We start from the raw sequence: 14,850 nt of genomic DNA on the forward strand, positions 1-14,850 counted from the left end.
AAAAACCGCCAATTCAGTACGTTTCGTTTGTTTTTCAGAACGGATCGAAGCTTGAACCGAGCCTCGCCGTGAACGCAACGGAGCCMTGACATGACGCGACCCGTTTACAGCCGCCTCCTCCGGGCCGGGCTTGTTCTGGGAGCCTTCACCCTCTGCTTCGGCGTCGTTGCCGGAGCCCGCGCCCAGACCGAACTCCTGAACGTTTCCTACGACCCCACCCGCGAACTGTATCGTGACATCAACGCGGCCTTCATTGCCGAGTGGAACGCGAAAAACCCCGACAAGAAGATCAGCACGATCCGTCAGTCGCATGGCGGCTCCGGCGCACAGGCTCGCACCGTCATCGACGGGCTCGATGCCGATGTCGTGACGCTGGCGCTCGCCGGCGACATCGACGCCATCGCCGAGCGCTCGAAGAAGCTGCCGCTCGACTGGCAGGCGCGTCTGCCGCATAACTCTTCGCCCTACACCTCGACGATCGTCTTCCTCGTCCGCAAGGGCAATCCGAAGTCGATCAAGGACTGGGGCGATCTGGTGAAGCCGGGCGTGCAGATCATCACGCCGAACCCGAAGACCTCAGGCGGGGCGCGCTGGAACTATCTCGCCGCCTGGGCCTATGCCGAGAAGGCCTTCAACAAGGACGAGGGGAAGGTGCGCGACTATATCGGCAAGCTCCTCGCCAACGTCCCGGTGCTCGACACCGGCGCGCGCGGCGCGACCACGACCTTCACCCAGCGCGGCATCGGCGACGTCTTCCTGTCCTGGGAGAACGAGGCCTTCCTCGCCCTCAAGGAGTTTGGCGCGGACAAGTTCGACATCGTGGTGCCCAGCCTGTCGATCCTGGCCGAGCCGCCGGTCGCCCTTGTCGACGCCAATGTCGACGCCAAGAAGACCCGCGAGCAGGCGCAGGCCTATCTCGAGTTCCTCTATACGCCGAAGGCGCAGGCGATCATCGCCAGGAACTTCTATCGCCCGCGCAACCCGGAAGCCGCCGACAGCAAGGACGTCGCCAACTTCCCGAAAATCGAGCTGGTGACCATCGATGGCGTCTTCGGCGGGTGGAAGAAGGCGCAGCCGACCCATTTCGGCGATGGCGGCACCTTCGACCAGCTCTACAAGCCGGCGCGCTGACGCCATGGCGGCGACGACGACGAGCTTCCGCTGGCGCGAGCCCAGCATCCTGCCGGGCTTCGGGCTGGCGCTCGGCGTCACCGTCGCCGCGTTGTCGCTGATCGTGCTGATCCCGCTGGCGGCCCTCTTCCTGAAGGCCGCCAGCGCGGGCCCCTCCGACATCTGGGCGGTGGCGACGTCCCCGCGCACGCTGGCAGCGCTCAAGCTTTCCTTCACGGCCGCGCTGTTCGCGGCGCTCGTCAACGCCGTGTTCGGCCTGATCCTGGCCTGGGTGCTGGTGCGCTACGAGTTTCCGGGCCGGCGCCTGATCGACGCGGCCGTCGACCTGCCCTTCGCCCTGCCGACCGCGGTGGCCGGCATCTCGCTGGCGGCGATCTATGCGCCGAACGGCTGGGTCGGGTCGCTGCTGGCGCCGCTGGCCTTCCGCGTCACCATCCCCTTCACCGATCTCTCCTTCGGCTTCGACGGCAAGGTCGCCTATACGCCGCTCGGCGTGATGGTGGCGCTGATCTTCATCGGCCTGCCCTTTGTGGTGCGCACCGTGCAACCGGTGCTGGAGGAGCTGCAGAGCGATGTCGAGGAGGCCGCGGCGCTGCTCGGCGCCAGCCGCTTCAGGACGATCTTCCGGGTGATCCTGCCGCAGGTCGCGCCGGCGCTGCTGACCGGCTTCGTGCTCTCCTTCGCACGGGCCGTCGGCGAATACGGCTCGGTGATCTTCATCGCCGGCAACGTGCCGATGGTGTCGGAAATCGCGCCCCTCCTGATCGTGATCCGGCTCGAGCAGTTCGACTATGCCGGAGCGGCCGTGGTGGCGACGACGATGCTGCTGATCTCCTTCGCACTGATCCTCGTAGGCAACCTGATCCAGGCCCGCGCCCGCAGGAGGTTCGGCGATGTCTGACGCCATTCTGCCCTCGGCCGTCGCGACGCAGGCACCTCGCAGCGCCAGCCGCGCGCGCGGCGAAAGCCTCGGCGTGCAGATCGTGCTGATCACCATCTCGCTCGCCTTTCTGCTGCTCTTCCTGCTGTTGCCACTCGTGACCGTCTTCATCGAGGCCGGCGCCAAAGGCTGGGATGCGTATCGCGCCGCGATCACGGAGCCCGATGCGCTGTCGGCGATCCGGCTGACGTTGCTCGTTGCGGCGATCGCGGTCCCGTTCAACATCGTCGTCGGCATCGCCGCTGCCTGGACCATCGCCAAGTTCGAATTCACAGGCAAGAACCTGCTGATCAGCCTGATCGACCTGCCGTTCTCGGTCTCGCCTGTGATCTCCGGCCTCGTCTTCGTGCTGCTTTTCGGCGCGCAGGGCTATTTCGGCCCTTGGCTGCAGGCGCACGATCTCAAGATTGTCTTCGCCCTGCCGGGTCTGATCCTGGCGACGGTCTTCGTCACTTTTCCTTTCGTGGCGCGCGAGCTGATCCCGCATATGCAGTCGCTCGGTTCGGCCGATGAGGAGGCGGCGCTGACGCTCGGCGCCTCACCCTGGCGCGTCTTCTTCATGGTGACGCTGCCGAACGTGAAGTGGAGCCTGTTCTACGGCGTCCTGCTCTGCAACGCTCGCGCCATGGGCGAATTCGGCGCGGTCGCGGTCGTCTCGGGCAAGATCCGCGGCGTGACCAACACCATGCCGCTGCACATCGAAATCCTCTATAACGAGTACATGGGAGCGGCCGCCTTCGCGGTGGCTTCGCTGCTGGCGGGCCTGGCCCTCGTCACCCTCGTGCTCAAGACCCTGCTGGAATGGCGCTACGGCGATGCGATCGCCGCCAGCCGCCGCCACTGACCCCGCGGACGAAGGAGCTGGGCCATGTCGGTAGCCGTCACCATCGAGACCATCGAGAAGCGCTTCGAGAACTTCCCGGCGCTACGCGGCGTCTCGCTCGACATCCAGCCGGGAGAGCTCGTCGCGCTACTCGGCCCTTCGGGCTCGGGCAAGACCACGCTGCTGCGCCTGATCGCCGGGCTGGAACAGGCCGATCGCGGCCGCGTCCTCTTCGGCGAGACCGACACGCGTGACCTCTCCCTGCGCGACCGCCGCATCGGCTTCGTCTTCCAGCAATATGCACTGTTCAAGACGATGAACGTCGCCGAGAACATCGCCTTCGGGCTGAGGTCCCGTCCGCGCCGCGAACGCCCGAGCAACGATGAGATTCGCAGGCGCGTCAGTGTCTTGCTCGAACTCGTTCAGCTTCCGGGTCTGGAGAAGCGCTATCCGAGCCAGCTTTCCGGCGGCCAGCGCCAGCGCGTGGCGCTGGCGCGAGCGCTCGCGATCGAGCCGCGGGTGCTGCTGCTCGACGAACCCTTCGGGGCCCTCGACGCCAAGGTCCGCAAGGACCTGCGCGCCTGGCTGCGGGAGCTGCACGGCCGCACCGGCCATACCACCGTCTTCGTGACGCACGACCAGGAAGAGGCGCTGGAGCTCGCCGACCGGGTCGCCATCCTCAATGACGGGCGCATCGAGCAGGTCGGCTCGGCCGACGACGTCTACGACCACCCGGCGACGCCCTTCATCTGCGAATTCCTCGGCGAGGTGAACAAGCTGCCGGTCAAGGTCGTCGGCAGCCAGGCCTTCTTCGGCGACCGGCCGGTGCTGGGCGGATTGTCGCAGAACCAGGGTGGCCCCGCCTCGCTCTATGTCCGCCCGCAGCATCTGCGCATCGTCGACGAGACGCCGCTGGCGCTGCCCGGCGTGGTCGAGCATCTGCGCCGCAACGGGCCGCTGCGCCGGGCTGAAGTGGCGGTCGAGGGGCTGAAGAAGCGTCTCGACGTCGATCTCGCCAGCCAGGTCGCGCCGGCGATCGGCGAGCGAATCCGCCTGCGCATCGCCCACGGCAATTTGTTCGCCGCTGCCTGATCCGGCATTTTTCGACATCGGCCGGTGCCGAAAACCGGTTTCCACTTTTCGGCCCGATGCCATAGCTTCCCTCCCGAATCCGGCCGGCGTTTCGCCGACGGTCCTCGATCCGGACAGGAGATCGCGATGAAAGCACGCGCGAAATGGGTGGAAGGCATGGCCTTCATGGGCGAGGCCGGCAGCGGCCATGCCGTGATGATGGACGGCGCGCCTGAATATGGCGGGCGCAACATCGGCATCCGGCCGATGGAGATGCTGCTGATCGGCCTTGCGGGCTGCACCGGCTTCGACGTCGTCAGCATTCTCAAGAAGGGCCGCGAGTCCGTCACCGGCTGCGAGGTCGAGGTCGAGGCCGAACGTGCCACGACCGACCCCAAGGTCTTCACCAAGATCCACCTCGCCTACCGCATCACCGGCAAGGGCCTGTCGCACGCCAAGGCGGAGCGTGCCGTCACATTGTCGAAGGAGAAATACTGTTCGGCTTCGATCATGCTCGGGGCGACCGCCGAGATGACCTACAGCCTCGAAGTGATCGACGAACTACACAAGGAGGCTGCTGAATGAGCAGGGGCGAACTCGCAGGGCTGATCTCGCCGGAGGCGCTGGCCGCGCGGCTCGGCGACCAAAATCTTGTCGTCATCGACATCCGTACCGCCGCCGATGGCGGAAAGGCCGCCTTCGAGGCCGGGCATATCCCCGGCGCGGTCCATTCCGACTACGCGGCCGATGGCTGGCGGGCGAAGATCGGCAACGCGCCGGGCATGCTGCCGCCGCTCGACCATCTCGCGGCGCTCGCGGGAGGACTCGGCATCAAGCCGCATGACGACGTCGTCATCGTCCCGGCCGGCACCGCCGCCACCGATTTCGCCGCGGCGGCGCGGGTCTACTGGACTCTGAAGCTCATCGGCCACGGCCAGCAGGCTATCCTCGACGGCGGCTTCAAGGGCTGGACCGCCGATCCGCATCGGCCGGTCGAGCGCGGCGCCTCCGCGCCGAAGAGCACAGCCCCCTATCCCGTCGTGGCGCAGCAGCGCCTGCGCAGCACGACCGACGCCACCCTCGTCGCGTCGCGCAGCAAGCAGGCGAGCCTCGTCGATGCGCGCGGGCCGAGCTATTTCGAAGGGCGCGAGAAAGCTGCCGAGGCGACCCGCGCCGGCCATATCCCCGGCGCCATCCAGCGGGACTATGCCGGTGCCTTCGAGCCCGGCAGCGGCAAGCTCAAGGCGCCGGGCGAACTGGAGAAGCTGTTCTCGACCGTGCCGAAGGGGCCGGTCGTGTCCTACTGCAATACCGGCCATTCCGCTGCGGCGAACTGGTTCGTGCTGTCGGAAGTCCTCGGGCGCGACGAGGTCGCACTCTACGACGGTTCGATGACCGACTGGACGCAGGATCCCGAGCGCCCGGTGGCCACCGGCAAGGCGGCCTGATATCGCATCGTCATTGCGAGGAGCGAAGCGGCGAAGCAATCCAGGGGGCGTAGAGTTTTGCCGCCCCTGGATTGCGTCGCTGCGCTCGCAATGACGTTTGAATTGCAAAACAGGTTGAAAAGGTTCAAAGGAAGCGACGATCGCGTGCTGTGACGCGCGGCGCTTCCTGACATTTTTGACCGAGCCACCAGCCGATGAACGCCGTCGCGCCGAAAATCTCCTTCGTTTCGCTGGGCTGCCCCAAGGCACTCGTCGATTCCGAGCGGATCATCACCTCGCTGCGCTCCGAGGGCTATGAGCTCTCCAAGAGCCATGCGGGCGCCGACCTTGTCATCGTCAACACCTGCGGCTTCCTCGATTCCGCCAAGGCCGAGTCGCTCGAGGCGATCGGCTCGGCGATGGCCGAGAACGGCAAGGTCATCGTCACCGGCTGCATGGGCGCCGAGCCGGAACAGATCCGCGACGCTTTCCCCAACGTGCTCGCGATCACCGGCCCGCAGGCCTATGAAAGCGTCGTCTCGGCCGTGCATCAGGCGGTGCCACCGAAGCACGACCCCTTCGTCGACCTCGTGCCCGACCAGGGCGTGAAGCTGACGCCGCGGCACTACGCCTATCTCAAGATTTCAGAGGGTTGCAACAATCGCTGCACCTTCTGCATCATCCCGAAGCTGCGCGGCGACCTCGTCTCCCGACCGATCGGCGACGTGCTGCGCGAGGCCGAGAAGCTGGCCAAGGCCGGCGTCAAGGAATTGCTGGTGATCTCGCAGGACACCAGCGCCTACGGGCTCGACATCAAATACGCGCCCTCGATGTTCAAGGATCGCGAGATCCGCACCCGCTTCTTCGAGCTCGCCCGCGAACTCGGCCAGATGGGGATGTGGGTGCGCCTGCACTATGTCTATCCCTACCCGCATGTCGATGAGGTGATCCCGCTGATGCAGGAGGGGCTCGTGCTGCCCTATCTCGACATCCCCTTCCAGCACGCCTCGCCGAATGTCCTGAAGGCGATGAAGCGCCCGGCCCATCAGGACCGCACGCTCGACCGCATCCGGAAGTGGCGCGACATCTGCCCGGACCTCGCGATACGCTCGACCTTCATCGTCGGCTTCCCCGGCGAGACCGAGGAGGACGTGCAGTTCCTGCTCGACTGGCTGAAGGAAGCGAAGCTGGAGCGCGTCGGCTGCTTCAAATACGAGCCGGTGAAGGGCGCGCCCGCCAACGACCTCGGCCTCAACCTCGTCCCCGAAGAGGAGAAAGAGGCTCGCTGGCACCGCTTCATGAAGGCCCAGGCCGAGATCTCCGCCCGCATCGTCAAGGGCCGCGTCGGCAAGCGCATCCCGGTTATCATCGACGAGGCCGGGCCGACCGTCGCCAAGGGCCGCTCCAAATGGGACGCGCCCGAGATCGACGGCAATGTCTTTGTCGCGAGCCGGCGTCCCCTGCGGCCGGGCGATATCGTAACCGTGAAGATCGAGCGCGCCGACGCCTACGATCTTCATGGCGTCGCCGTCTGAACAGTCACGTTCTCAATTGAAGGTGCAGAGGCGGCGGATGGTGCGGCCGTTGCGGTCGCGCGCCGTGCCGAGACTGCTGCAGGCGTCGGTGGACGCCGCGGTCTCGACCTGCGCCACCTGCCGGGGAGGCTCGCTGCAGACCCCGGCCGTGCAGCCGGTCTCGGCATGGCGCAGTCGGACCGGGCCGGGGACGCGCACGCGTCCCTTCTCGACGCCCTGCAGGATCGCATTGGTGTGGGTGGCGGCTGCTTCACCGATCCCTTTGGCCTGCTGAGCCAGCGCGACGCCCGAAAGGGCGACGACAGCGAAGAGGAACGCGGCGGCCTGAAACTTGGACGACATGAGCGTCGGGGTCCTGAATGGTCGCCAGCATGCGCTGGCACCGATTCGTCGCGGCCCCCTGTGTCCCGGTTCATGCTTCGCATAAAAAATGCGCCCGGATGGCCGGGCGCATTGCTCCCACTTGGCGTCATTCCCGGGCTTGCCCCGGGAATCTCATGCCGAAAAGTCTCTGGTTTCCGTCATGCTTGGGGCAAGCCCGAGCATGACGGCCTTGGTCGAGCCCGATCAGGGAATCAGAACGGTCGAACCCGTCGTGCCGCGCGATTCCAGCAGGCGATGGGCTTCGGCCGCGTCCTTCAGCGGGAAGGTCGCGTTGACCGGTACCTTGACCTTGCCGCTCGTGACGGCGTCGAACAGGTTCTTCGCCATCGCGATCATGGTCTCGCGCTTGGCCGTGTGGGTGTTGAGCGTCGGGCGGGTGACGTAGAGCGAGCCCTTGGCGGCGAGGATGCCGAGATTGAAGGCTTCCACCGGGCCCGAGGCATTGCCAAAGCTCGCCAGCAGGCCGAAGGGCTTCAGCGTATCCAGCGACTTCATGAAGGTGTCCTTGCCGACGCCGTCATAGACCACGTCGCAGAGCTTGCCGCCGGTGATCTCCTTCACCCGCGCCGCAAAATCCTCCTCGCGGTAGTTGATGACGTGGTCGGCGCCATGCGCCTTCGCCAGTTCAGCCTTCTCCTTCGAGCCGACGGTGCCGATGACGGTGGCGCCGAGCGCCTTGCCCCATTGGCAGAGGATGAGGCCGGTCGCGCCGGCAGCGGCATGGACAAGGATCGTGTCGCCCGGCTTCACCTTGTAGGTCCGGTGCAGCAGATACTCGGCGGTGAGGCCCTTCAGCATCATGCTGGCGGCGGCCTCGTAGGCGATTCCCTCGGGCAGCGCGACGACGGAAGCCGCCGGCACGATGCGCTCCTCGGCATAGGCGCCGAGCGCCGAGACGACCGCGACGCGATCGCCGGCCTTGAATTCCGCAACGTTCGGGCCGACAGCGAGTACCTCGCCCGCGCTCTCATTGCCGAGCACGAACGGCAGTTGCGGTGCCGGATAGAGGCCCGAGCGGAAATAGGTGTCGATGAAGTTGAGGCCGATCGCCCGGTTCCGGATCAGGATTTCGCCGGGCCCCGGCTGCGGCAGGGTGATCTCTTCGAACTGAAGGACTTCCGGACCGCCGGTCTTGTGGGCGCGAATGGCTTTGACCATGAAATTCATCTCCCTCGGATGGATGGCCGACCATAGTTCATCGCACAGGAAAGCAGCATCCTTGCCGAACGCAGAACGCACCTTGCGACTTTGCGGACCGTGGCCAAGTCGCGGCTCATCGGATAGCGAAGAGCTATGAGCACGCACACCGCCGATCCGGTCGACATCGCCATCGTGGGCGCGGGCGCCGTCGGCCTCGCAGCCGCGCTGGCGTTGAGCCGCGAGGGGCGCAGCGTCGCCCTGCTCGGCCCCGTCGCGACGCCCCGCGACGGACGCACCGTCGCTCTGCTCGACGGCTCCTGGCGCCTGCTGGGCGAGCTCGGCGTCCAGGATGCCCTGCTGGCCAAGGCCGCTCCGCTCACGGTGATGCGCCTCGTCGACGACACCGGCAGCCTGTTCCGCCAGCCGCCGGTCGAGTTCCGCGCCTCCGAGATCGGGCTCGAAGCCTTCGGCTGGAATATCGAGAATGCCGACCTGACCACGATGCTGGCCGAAAAGGCCGGCAAGCTCCACGGCCTGCGGATGATCCCCGGCCTTGTGCGCGCCATCGAGCCGGAGGCCGGCGGAATCCGCCTCTCCGGAGATGATTTTGCCGTGCAGGCCCGGCTCGTCATCGGCGCCGACGGCCGCAATTCGCAGGTGCGTACCGCGGCCGGCATCACGAGCCGGGACTGGCGCTATCCACAGGTGGCGCTGACCGCGATCTTCGAGCACCGCCGCGACCATCGCGAGGCCTCGACCGAATTCCATACGCGCCAGGGGCCCTGCACGCTCGTCCCCCTGCCCGGGCGCCGCTCCTCGCTGGTCTGGCTGCTCGAGCCCGCGGAGGCGGAGAGCATCGCCGCGCTCGACGACGCGGCCTTCGCGCTGCGGGTCGAAAAGCAGGTGCAGTCGCTGCTCGGCGCCATGACCGTGAAAGGGCCGCGCGGCAAGGTTCCGATGGGAGGGCTTTCGGTCGATCGCTTCGGCGCCGGCCGCATGGCGCTGATCGGCGAGGCCGCACATGTCTTCCCGCCGATCGGCGCGCAGGGGCTCAATCTCGGCCTGCGCGACGTCGCGGCGCTGCGCGATGCGCTCGAAGGCGCCTCGGACCCCGGCGGCGAGGCCGTGATCGCAGCTTACGACGCCGCACGGCGGACCGATGTCCGGCTGCGGACCGGCGCGGTCGATGCGCTCAACCGCACGCTGCTGACGGATCTGCTGCCTGCCGACCTGATGCGCGGCGCGGGATTGCTGGCGCTCTCGCGGATCGGCCCCCTGCGGCGCTTCGTGATGCGGCAGGGGCTGGCGGGCGGCGCGGCCCATTGACGGCCGTCATGCTCGGGCTTGACCCGAGCATCTCCTGCCGGAGGAGGCTCCTGCTTTTTTCGGCCAGAGATTCTCAGGTCTACGCTTCGCTTCGCCCGAGAATGACGGCCTGCAACACCCTACTCGTGTCAGCGCCGCTGGCCGCGACCTTCCGCAACCCCTCGGCCCGCTCCCGAAACATTGGTGCCAGCGGCAGCGGCGTCGAAACAAGGCGCCGCCCGCCCGGTTCCTCGACCTGCGCATCGAGCAGGCCGCGGACCGTCATCTGCGGATCGGACACCGCCTCTTCCAGCGTGCGCACCACGGTGCAGCAGCAATCCAACGGCTCGACCACGGTGCGCCAGTAGTCGGCGCTTTCCCTCGCGATGATCTCTGCAATCGCGGCGCGGGTCGCTTCCGGATCGCGACGGTCGTCGCGCAACCGCTCGTCGAGACCGATCCCGTCGCAGAAGCTCTGCCAGAACTTGGGCTCGAGCGCCCCGACCGCGAGAAACCAGCCATCGGCCGTGGCGTAGAGCCCATAGCGCGGGCTCGCCCCGGTCAGGAGCCCCTCGCCGCCATCCGGGAAGGAGCCGGTCACCTGGCCCTGCGCCAGCCCGTACCAGGCGAAGGTCGGCATGGCATCGGCCATGGCGATATCGAGATGGCAGCCCTCGCCGGTGCGCTCGCGCTGGCGCAGCGCCAGCAGGATGTTGAGCACGGCCGGCATGGTGCCGCCGGCAATGTCGGCGACGAGCGGCGGCGGCAAGGGCGGCGCCTCGCCGCGCTTCAGCGACTGGCCGAGCAGGCCGCCGAGCGCCTGGTAGTTGATGTCATGGCCGGCCTCCTGCGCGCGCGGGCCGTCCTGGCCGAAGCCGCTGATCGAGCAGTAGATCAGCTGCGGATTATGGAATTTCAGCGCTTCATAGCCGAAGCCGAGTCGCTCCATCACGCCCGGCCGGAACTGCTCGATCAGGATATCGGCCTTTGCGATCAGCGGGGTAAGCCGCGCCAACGCGTCCGGCGCCTTCAGGTCGATCTCGACGCTCTCCTTGCCGCGATTGAGCACCGCGAAGGGCGCCGCCGTCTCACCGAAGCGCGGGGGGAATCCGCGCATATCCTCGCCGCCCGGCCGCTCGATCTTGATCACGCGCGCCCCAGCTTCGGAAAGGAAGAGGCTCGCCAGCGGGCCGGGCAGAAGCGTCGAGAAATCGAGGACCAGCAGATCGTCCAGCGGCAGCATCCGGCACCCTCAATGGAAGAGATCAGCCGTTATCCTGCCCGTCTTCACCAGCCACAGGAAGCCCGGCAGCGTGATCATCGACACGACGGTGCCGACGAGGATGCAGGCCGAGGCGCGCTCGATGCCGACGCGATACTGCGTCGCGATCACGAAGATGTTCAGGGCGGGCGGCAGCGCCGCCATGATGATCGCGGCATAGATCCAGTGCGCCGGGATGCCACCGAGCGCCGACAGCAGCACCCAGACCAGCAGCGGATGCAGCAGGAGCTTGATCACGACCAGCCCGGGAACCTCGCCCGGCATGGTCTTCATCGGCCTCAGCGCCACCGTGACGCCCAGCAGGAAGAGCGCGCAGGGCGCGGCCGCCTGCGAGAGCCAAAGCACCATCCGGTCGACCGCGACAGGTAGCTCGACCTTGAAATAGCTGGCCGCGACGCCGGCCAAGGTCGCGATGTTGAACGGATGCGTCAGCACCCGCCAGATCACCTCGCGCGTGGTGGCGAGCACGCTCTTCTTCTCGACGCCCGCCAGTGCCATCAGGAAAGGCACCAGCGAGAACAGCAGGATATTGTCGAAGACGAAGATCAGCACGACCGGGGCGCTGGCGCTGGGGCCGAGCGCCGCAAGGATCAGCGGCGGGCCCATATAGCCGATGTTGGAATAGGCCCCGGCAACGCCCTGCATCACCGCCTGCGGCATGTCGCCCTTGTTGTGCTTCAGCCCGAGCGCGAATGACAGGCAGAAGGCGCAGAATGTCGCCGTGGTCGTGCCGGCGATGAATTTCCAATTGGCGAGCTCGCTCAGCGGCTTGTCGGCGATCAGCCGATAGAACAGCGGCGGCAGCGCGACATAGATCAGGAAGAACTGCAGCCAGACGAGCCCCGCCTCCGGCAGCTGCTTGTAGCGGCCGATGGCGAAGCCGAGCAGGATCAGCCCGAAGAAGGGCGCGACCAGATTGAAGATGTTGAGAAGGTCGGCCATCCACAAGCAGTCGGTTCGGGGCTAGAACGCCCGCCGAGGTCGAGCCGCCCGCGGACACCTGCATCTAGCGCATGGGGCAGCGCCAGCAAGGCCATTCCAAGCGTGGACCTCTTCGCCAAGCGCAGAGGAGAGACTTCATGCCTAGGACTTAAAGCTCTCTCGTTCTTAGAGGCAAAGATTCCTAGTATTTAATACCTAAAACCCAATCGAAAGAACCATGGACGCGCGAAGTCGCCTCCGCCACATTCGCTGCGTCGCAGCATGGAGCGCCCGATGACAACAAAAACACCGCGCCAGTTCTTTCGCCCGCTCGCGATCGGCGCACCGGAGCCTTATCGGGAGCTTCCGCTCAGGCTCGAGCGCATGATCCATTTCGTGCCGCCCCATCTGGAGAAGGTCCGCGCCAAGGTCGGCGAGCTCGCCCCCCAGGTCGACATCGTGCTCGGCAATCTGGAAGACGCTATCCCGGTCGAGGCCAAGCAGGCCGCCCGCGACGGCTTCATCGCCATGGGCAAGGCCGTGGATTTCGGCAAGACTGGCCTGTGGACCCGCGTCAATGCGCTGAACTCGCCCTGGTTCCTCGATGACATCACCGCGATCATGGCCGAGATCGGCGGCAAGCTCGACGTCGTGATGGTGCCGAAGGTCGAGGGTCCCTGGGACATCCACTATGTCGATCAGCTCCTCGCCCAGTTCGAGGCGCGCCACGCCCTGCCGAAGCCGATCCTGATCCACGCGATCCTGGAAACCGCCGAGGGCGTGAAGAATGTCGACGCGATCGCGACCGCCTCGCCGCGCATGCACGGCATGAGCCTCGGCCCGGCCGACCTCGCCGCCTCGCGTGCCATGAAGACCACGCGCGTCGGCGGCGGGCATCCGGAGTACAAGGTGATTGCCGACCCCTCCCCCGATGGCGGGCCACGCGCCGTCGCGCAGCAGGATCTCTGGCACTATACGCTCGCCAAGATGGTCGACGCCTGCGCTGCTGCGGGGATCAAACCCTTCTACGGCCCCTTCGGCGATTTCGCCGATGGCGCAGCTTGCGAGGCGCAGTTCCGCAACGCCTTCCTGCTGGGCTGCGCCGGCGCCTGGACGCTGCATCCCTCGCAGATCGACATCGCCAAGCGCGTGTTCAGCCCCGACCCGGCCGAGATCGCCTTCGCCAAGCGCATCCTGGAGGCGATGCCGGACGGCTCCGGCGCCGTGATGATCGATGGCAAAATGCAGGACGATGCCACCTGGAAGCAGGCCAAGGTGATCGTCGACCTCGCCCGGCAGGTCGCCGCACGCGACCCCGACCTCGCGCAACGCTACGGAATGTGATTGGACAATACGGCGAGGTCGATTGATTTCGACGCATTTACGACGCATTGCTCTCGCAAGGGCGGCGAGAACGTAAGCCGGCGACGGATCGGCCGGCTCAGTATGGATGAGTCATGGAAGCGCGTTCGGCCAAATTCCGGATCGGGCAAGTGGTCAAGCACCGCATCTACCCCTTCCGCGGCGTGATCTTCGACGTCGACCCGGTCTTCTCCAACACCGAGGAATGGTGGGAGGCGATCCCGGAGAACATGCGCCCGTCGAAGGACCAGCCCTTCTACCATCTCTTCGCCGAAAACGAGGAGACGGAATACGTCGCCTATGTCTCGGAGCAGAACCTCGTCAGCGACGATTCCGGCGCGCCCATACGGCATCCGCGCGCCAAGGAGTTCTTCCGGCGCGACCGGAAGGGACGCTACCGAATCGACCATGCGGAGCTGCACTGAGGCCGCGGCTGCCTGTGCCGGGACGCACAGGCCATCACAATGATCAATGAAAAAGGGCCGGCTCCATCGAGCCGGCCCTTTCCGTTTGGTTCGTGCTCAGCCGATCAGGGCTTGGGCGGGGTCGCCGGAGCAGCACCCGGAGCCGGCGCCGCGCCGGGCGCCGGAGCAGCATTGGCGCCGCCGGCGCCGAGGCGCTGACGCAGCTCTTCCTGACGCTTGGCCAGCTCGTCCTGAAGCTGCTTCTGCTGATCCTCGAGCACCTTCGGATCGATCGGCGCGCCGTCGAAGCCCTTGGCGAAATCGGCGAGCGGAACGGCGAAGGTCACCTCGCGGGCGCCCTGGTTCTGGACGCTGATGTTGAGCGTGGTGCCCTTCTTCATCGCGTTGATGAAGTCCTCCTTGACCTGCGCCTCGGCGAAGCAGCCGTTCGGGAAGCAGATCGCGTAGCGGCCGCCCGTCGGCTGGGCGTTGTCGACGCCGAAGCGGATGCCGGGCTGCAGCATCAGGCCGAGCGGCATCAGGAAGCGGACGATCTTGTTCGGGTCACCCTTCACGTCATAGACGGCAGCCGCCAGCACCGGCTGGCCCTGATCCGAGACGAAATCGCGGGTGGTGTAGCAGATTTCCTTGTTGGCGGCCTGGTCCTTGCCGCAGACCTTGGTCCAGCTCGTCTGGGACGGCTCGGGCTTGACCTGGACGACGGCCGGGCCGCTGGCAGCGGCGGGCTGCTGCCCGGGGGCAGCCGGCTGCTGAGCCGGCGGGGCTGCAGGGCGGGCCGGGGCGGCGGGGCGCTGCGCCTGCGCGAAAGCCGCGACGGGCGCGAAGCCGACCGCCGCGCTGAGAACCAGCCCTAGAGCAGACGATGACAGGCGAAACGAAGCGGACATTCTCTGTCTTTCCTTATCAGGCGAATTCGGGGATCACGACTTCGCAAGCCGCGCGTCACCACCGACGGCCCAATCGCATGACGGCGCCGGCCATAGCAAGCCGTGCACATCAAGGGTGATTGAGGCGTTTGAATGACACCCGGACTCGGCTTTAGCGACTTCGCGCGCCGGATTCCAGCCCGAATAGCTAAGTGACGGCCGTCAGCCCATGCTATTC

15 protein-coding genes are annotated in these 14,850 nt (G+C 66.7%); 10 read left to right on the top strand and 5 right to left on the bottom strand.

Annotated features, from left to right (window positions below; translation table 11 throughout):
- Nucleotides 1–90: 90 nt before the first annotated feature.
- From AC1DNE_RS06885 to rimO, 7 genes are all read left to right on the top strand, one after another.
- Complete coding sequence (locus AC1DNE_RS06885) at nt 91–1,131, top strand: sulfate ABC transporter substrate-binding protein (RefSeq protein ID WP_441470518.1); 1,041 nt, start codon at nt 91–93, stop codon at nt 1,129–1,131.
- A 4-nt stretch (nt 1,132–1,135) separates the two neighbouring features.
- The gene (cysT, locus tag AC1DNE_RS06890) at nt 1,136–2,032 is read left to right on the top strand and encodes a sulfate ABC transporter permease subunit CysT (protein WP_441470519.1); all 897 of its coding nucleotides are present in this window, start codon (nt 1,136–1,138) and stop codon (nt 2,030–2,032) included.
- Complete coding sequence (gene cysW, locus AC1DNE_RS06895) at nt 2,025–2,915, top strand: sulfate ABC transporter permease subunit CysW (RefSeq protein ID WP_441470520.1); 891 nt, start codon at nt 2,025–2,027, stop codon at nt 2,913–2,915. Before cysT ends, cysW begins: the two co-directional genes overlap by 8 nt.
- Nucleotides 2,916–2,939: 24 nt before the next feature.
- The gene (locus AC1DNE_RS06900) at nt 2,940–3,986 is read left to right on the top strand and encodes a sulfate/molybdate ABC transporter ATP-binding protein (protein WP_441470521.1); all 1,047 of its coding nucleotides are present in this window, start codon (nt 2,940–2,942) and stop codon (nt 3,984–3,986) included.
- Between the two features lie 126 nt (nt 3,987–4,112).
- Nucleotides 4,113–4,550 (top strand): OsmC family protein, encoded by a 438-nt coding sequence (locus AC1DNE_RS06905; RefSeq protein WP_476765146.1) that lies wholly within the window; start codon nt 4,113–4,115, stop codon nt 4,548–4,550.
- A complete protein-coding gene (locus tag AC1DNE_RS06910) occupies nt 4,547–5,413 on the top strand; it encodes a sulfurtransferase (protein ID WP_476765145.1) in 867 nt (288 codons plus the stop codon). The genes AC1DNE_RS06905 and AC1DNE_RS06910 overlap by 4 nt, the downstream gene beginning before the upstream one ends.
- 194 nt (nt 5,414–5,607) lie before the next feature.
- Complete coding sequence (gene rimO / locus AC1DNE_RS06915) at nt 5,608–6,927, top strand: 30S ribosomal protein S12 methylthiotransferase RimO (protein ID WP_476765144.1); 1,320 nt, start codon at nt 5,608–5,610, stop codon at nt 6,925–6,927.
- A 12-nt stretch (nt 6,928–6,939) separates the two neighbouring features.
- On the opposite strand, the gene AC1DNE_RS06920 is transcribed toward rimO, so the two are convergent.
- Nucleotides 6,940–7,269, bottom strand: coding sequence for a hypothetical protein (locus tag AC1DNE_RS06920; protein ID WP_476765143.1), 330 nt, complete (start codon nt 7,267–7,269; stop codon nt 6,940–6,942).
- Between the two features lie 225 nt (nt 7,270–7,494).
- On the bottom strand, nt 7,495–8,469 hold the full coding sequence (locus tag AC1DNE_RS06925; RefSeq protein ID WP_476765142.1) for a quinone oxidoreductase family protein: 975 nt from the start codon (nt 8,467–8,469) through the stop codon (nt 7,495–7,497).
- Between the two features lie 135 nt (nt 8,470–8,604).
- On the opposite strand from AC1DNE_RS06925, the gene AC1DNE_RS06930 reads away from it, so the two are divergent.
- The gene (locus AC1DNE_RS06930; protein WP_441470527.1) at nt 8,605–9,777 is read left to right on the top strand and encodes a UbiH/UbiF family hydroxylase; all 1,173 of its coding nucleotides are present in this window, start codon (nt 8,605–8,607) and stop codon (nt 9,775–9,777) included.
- Nucleotides 9,778–9,856: 79 nt separating this feature from the next.
- On the opposite strand, the gene AC1DNE_RS06935 is transcribed toward AC1DNE_RS06930, so the two are convergent.
- Nucleotides 9,857–10,999, bottom strand: a complete 1,143-nt coding sequence (locus AC1DNE_RS06935; protein WP_441470528.1) for a CaiB/BaiF CoA transferase family protein — start codon at nt 10,997–10,999, stop codon at nt 9,857–9,859.
- A gap of 9 nt (nt 11,000–11,008) precedes the next feature.
- Nucleotides 11,009–11,980, bottom strand: coding sequence for an AEC family transporter (locus AC1DNE_RS06940; RefSeq protein ID WP_441470529.1), 972 nt, complete (start codon nt 11,978–11,980; stop codon nt 11,009–11,011).
- A gap of 273 nt (nt 11,981–12,253) precedes the next feature.
- Between AC1DNE_RS06940 and AC1DNE_RS06945 the strand changes: the two genes are divergently transcribed.
- Together AC1DNE_RS06945 and hspQ are read left to right on the top strand one after the other, a co-directional pair.
- A complete protein-coding gene (locus AC1DNE_RS06945) occupies nt 12,254–13,303 on the top strand; it encodes an HpcH/HpaI aldolase/citrate lyase family protein (RefSeq protein ID WP_441470530.1) in 1,050 nt (349 codons plus the stop codon).
- Nucleotides 13,304–13,416: 113 nt separating this feature from the next.
- Nucleotides 13,417–13,746, top strand: coding sequence for a heat shock protein HspQ (gene hspQ, locus AC1DNE_RS06950; RefSeq protein ID WP_441470531.1), 330 nt, complete (start codon nt 13,417–13,419; stop codon nt 13,744–13,746).
- Between the two features lie 104 nt (nt 13,747–13,850).
- Here hspQ and AC1DNE_RS06955 read toward each other — a convergent pair whose 3' ends face one another.
- Nucleotides 13,851–14,633: an invasion associated locus B family protein gene (locus tag AC1DNE_RS06955; RefSeq protein WP_441470532.1), complete on the bottom strand. Its 783-nt coding sequence runs from the start codon at nt 14,631–14,633 to the stop codon at nt 13,851–13,853.
- Nucleotides 14,634–14,850: the final 217 nt, after the last annotated feature.

It is taken from the genome of Allobosea sp. 05L423 (genome assembly GCF_056397745.1).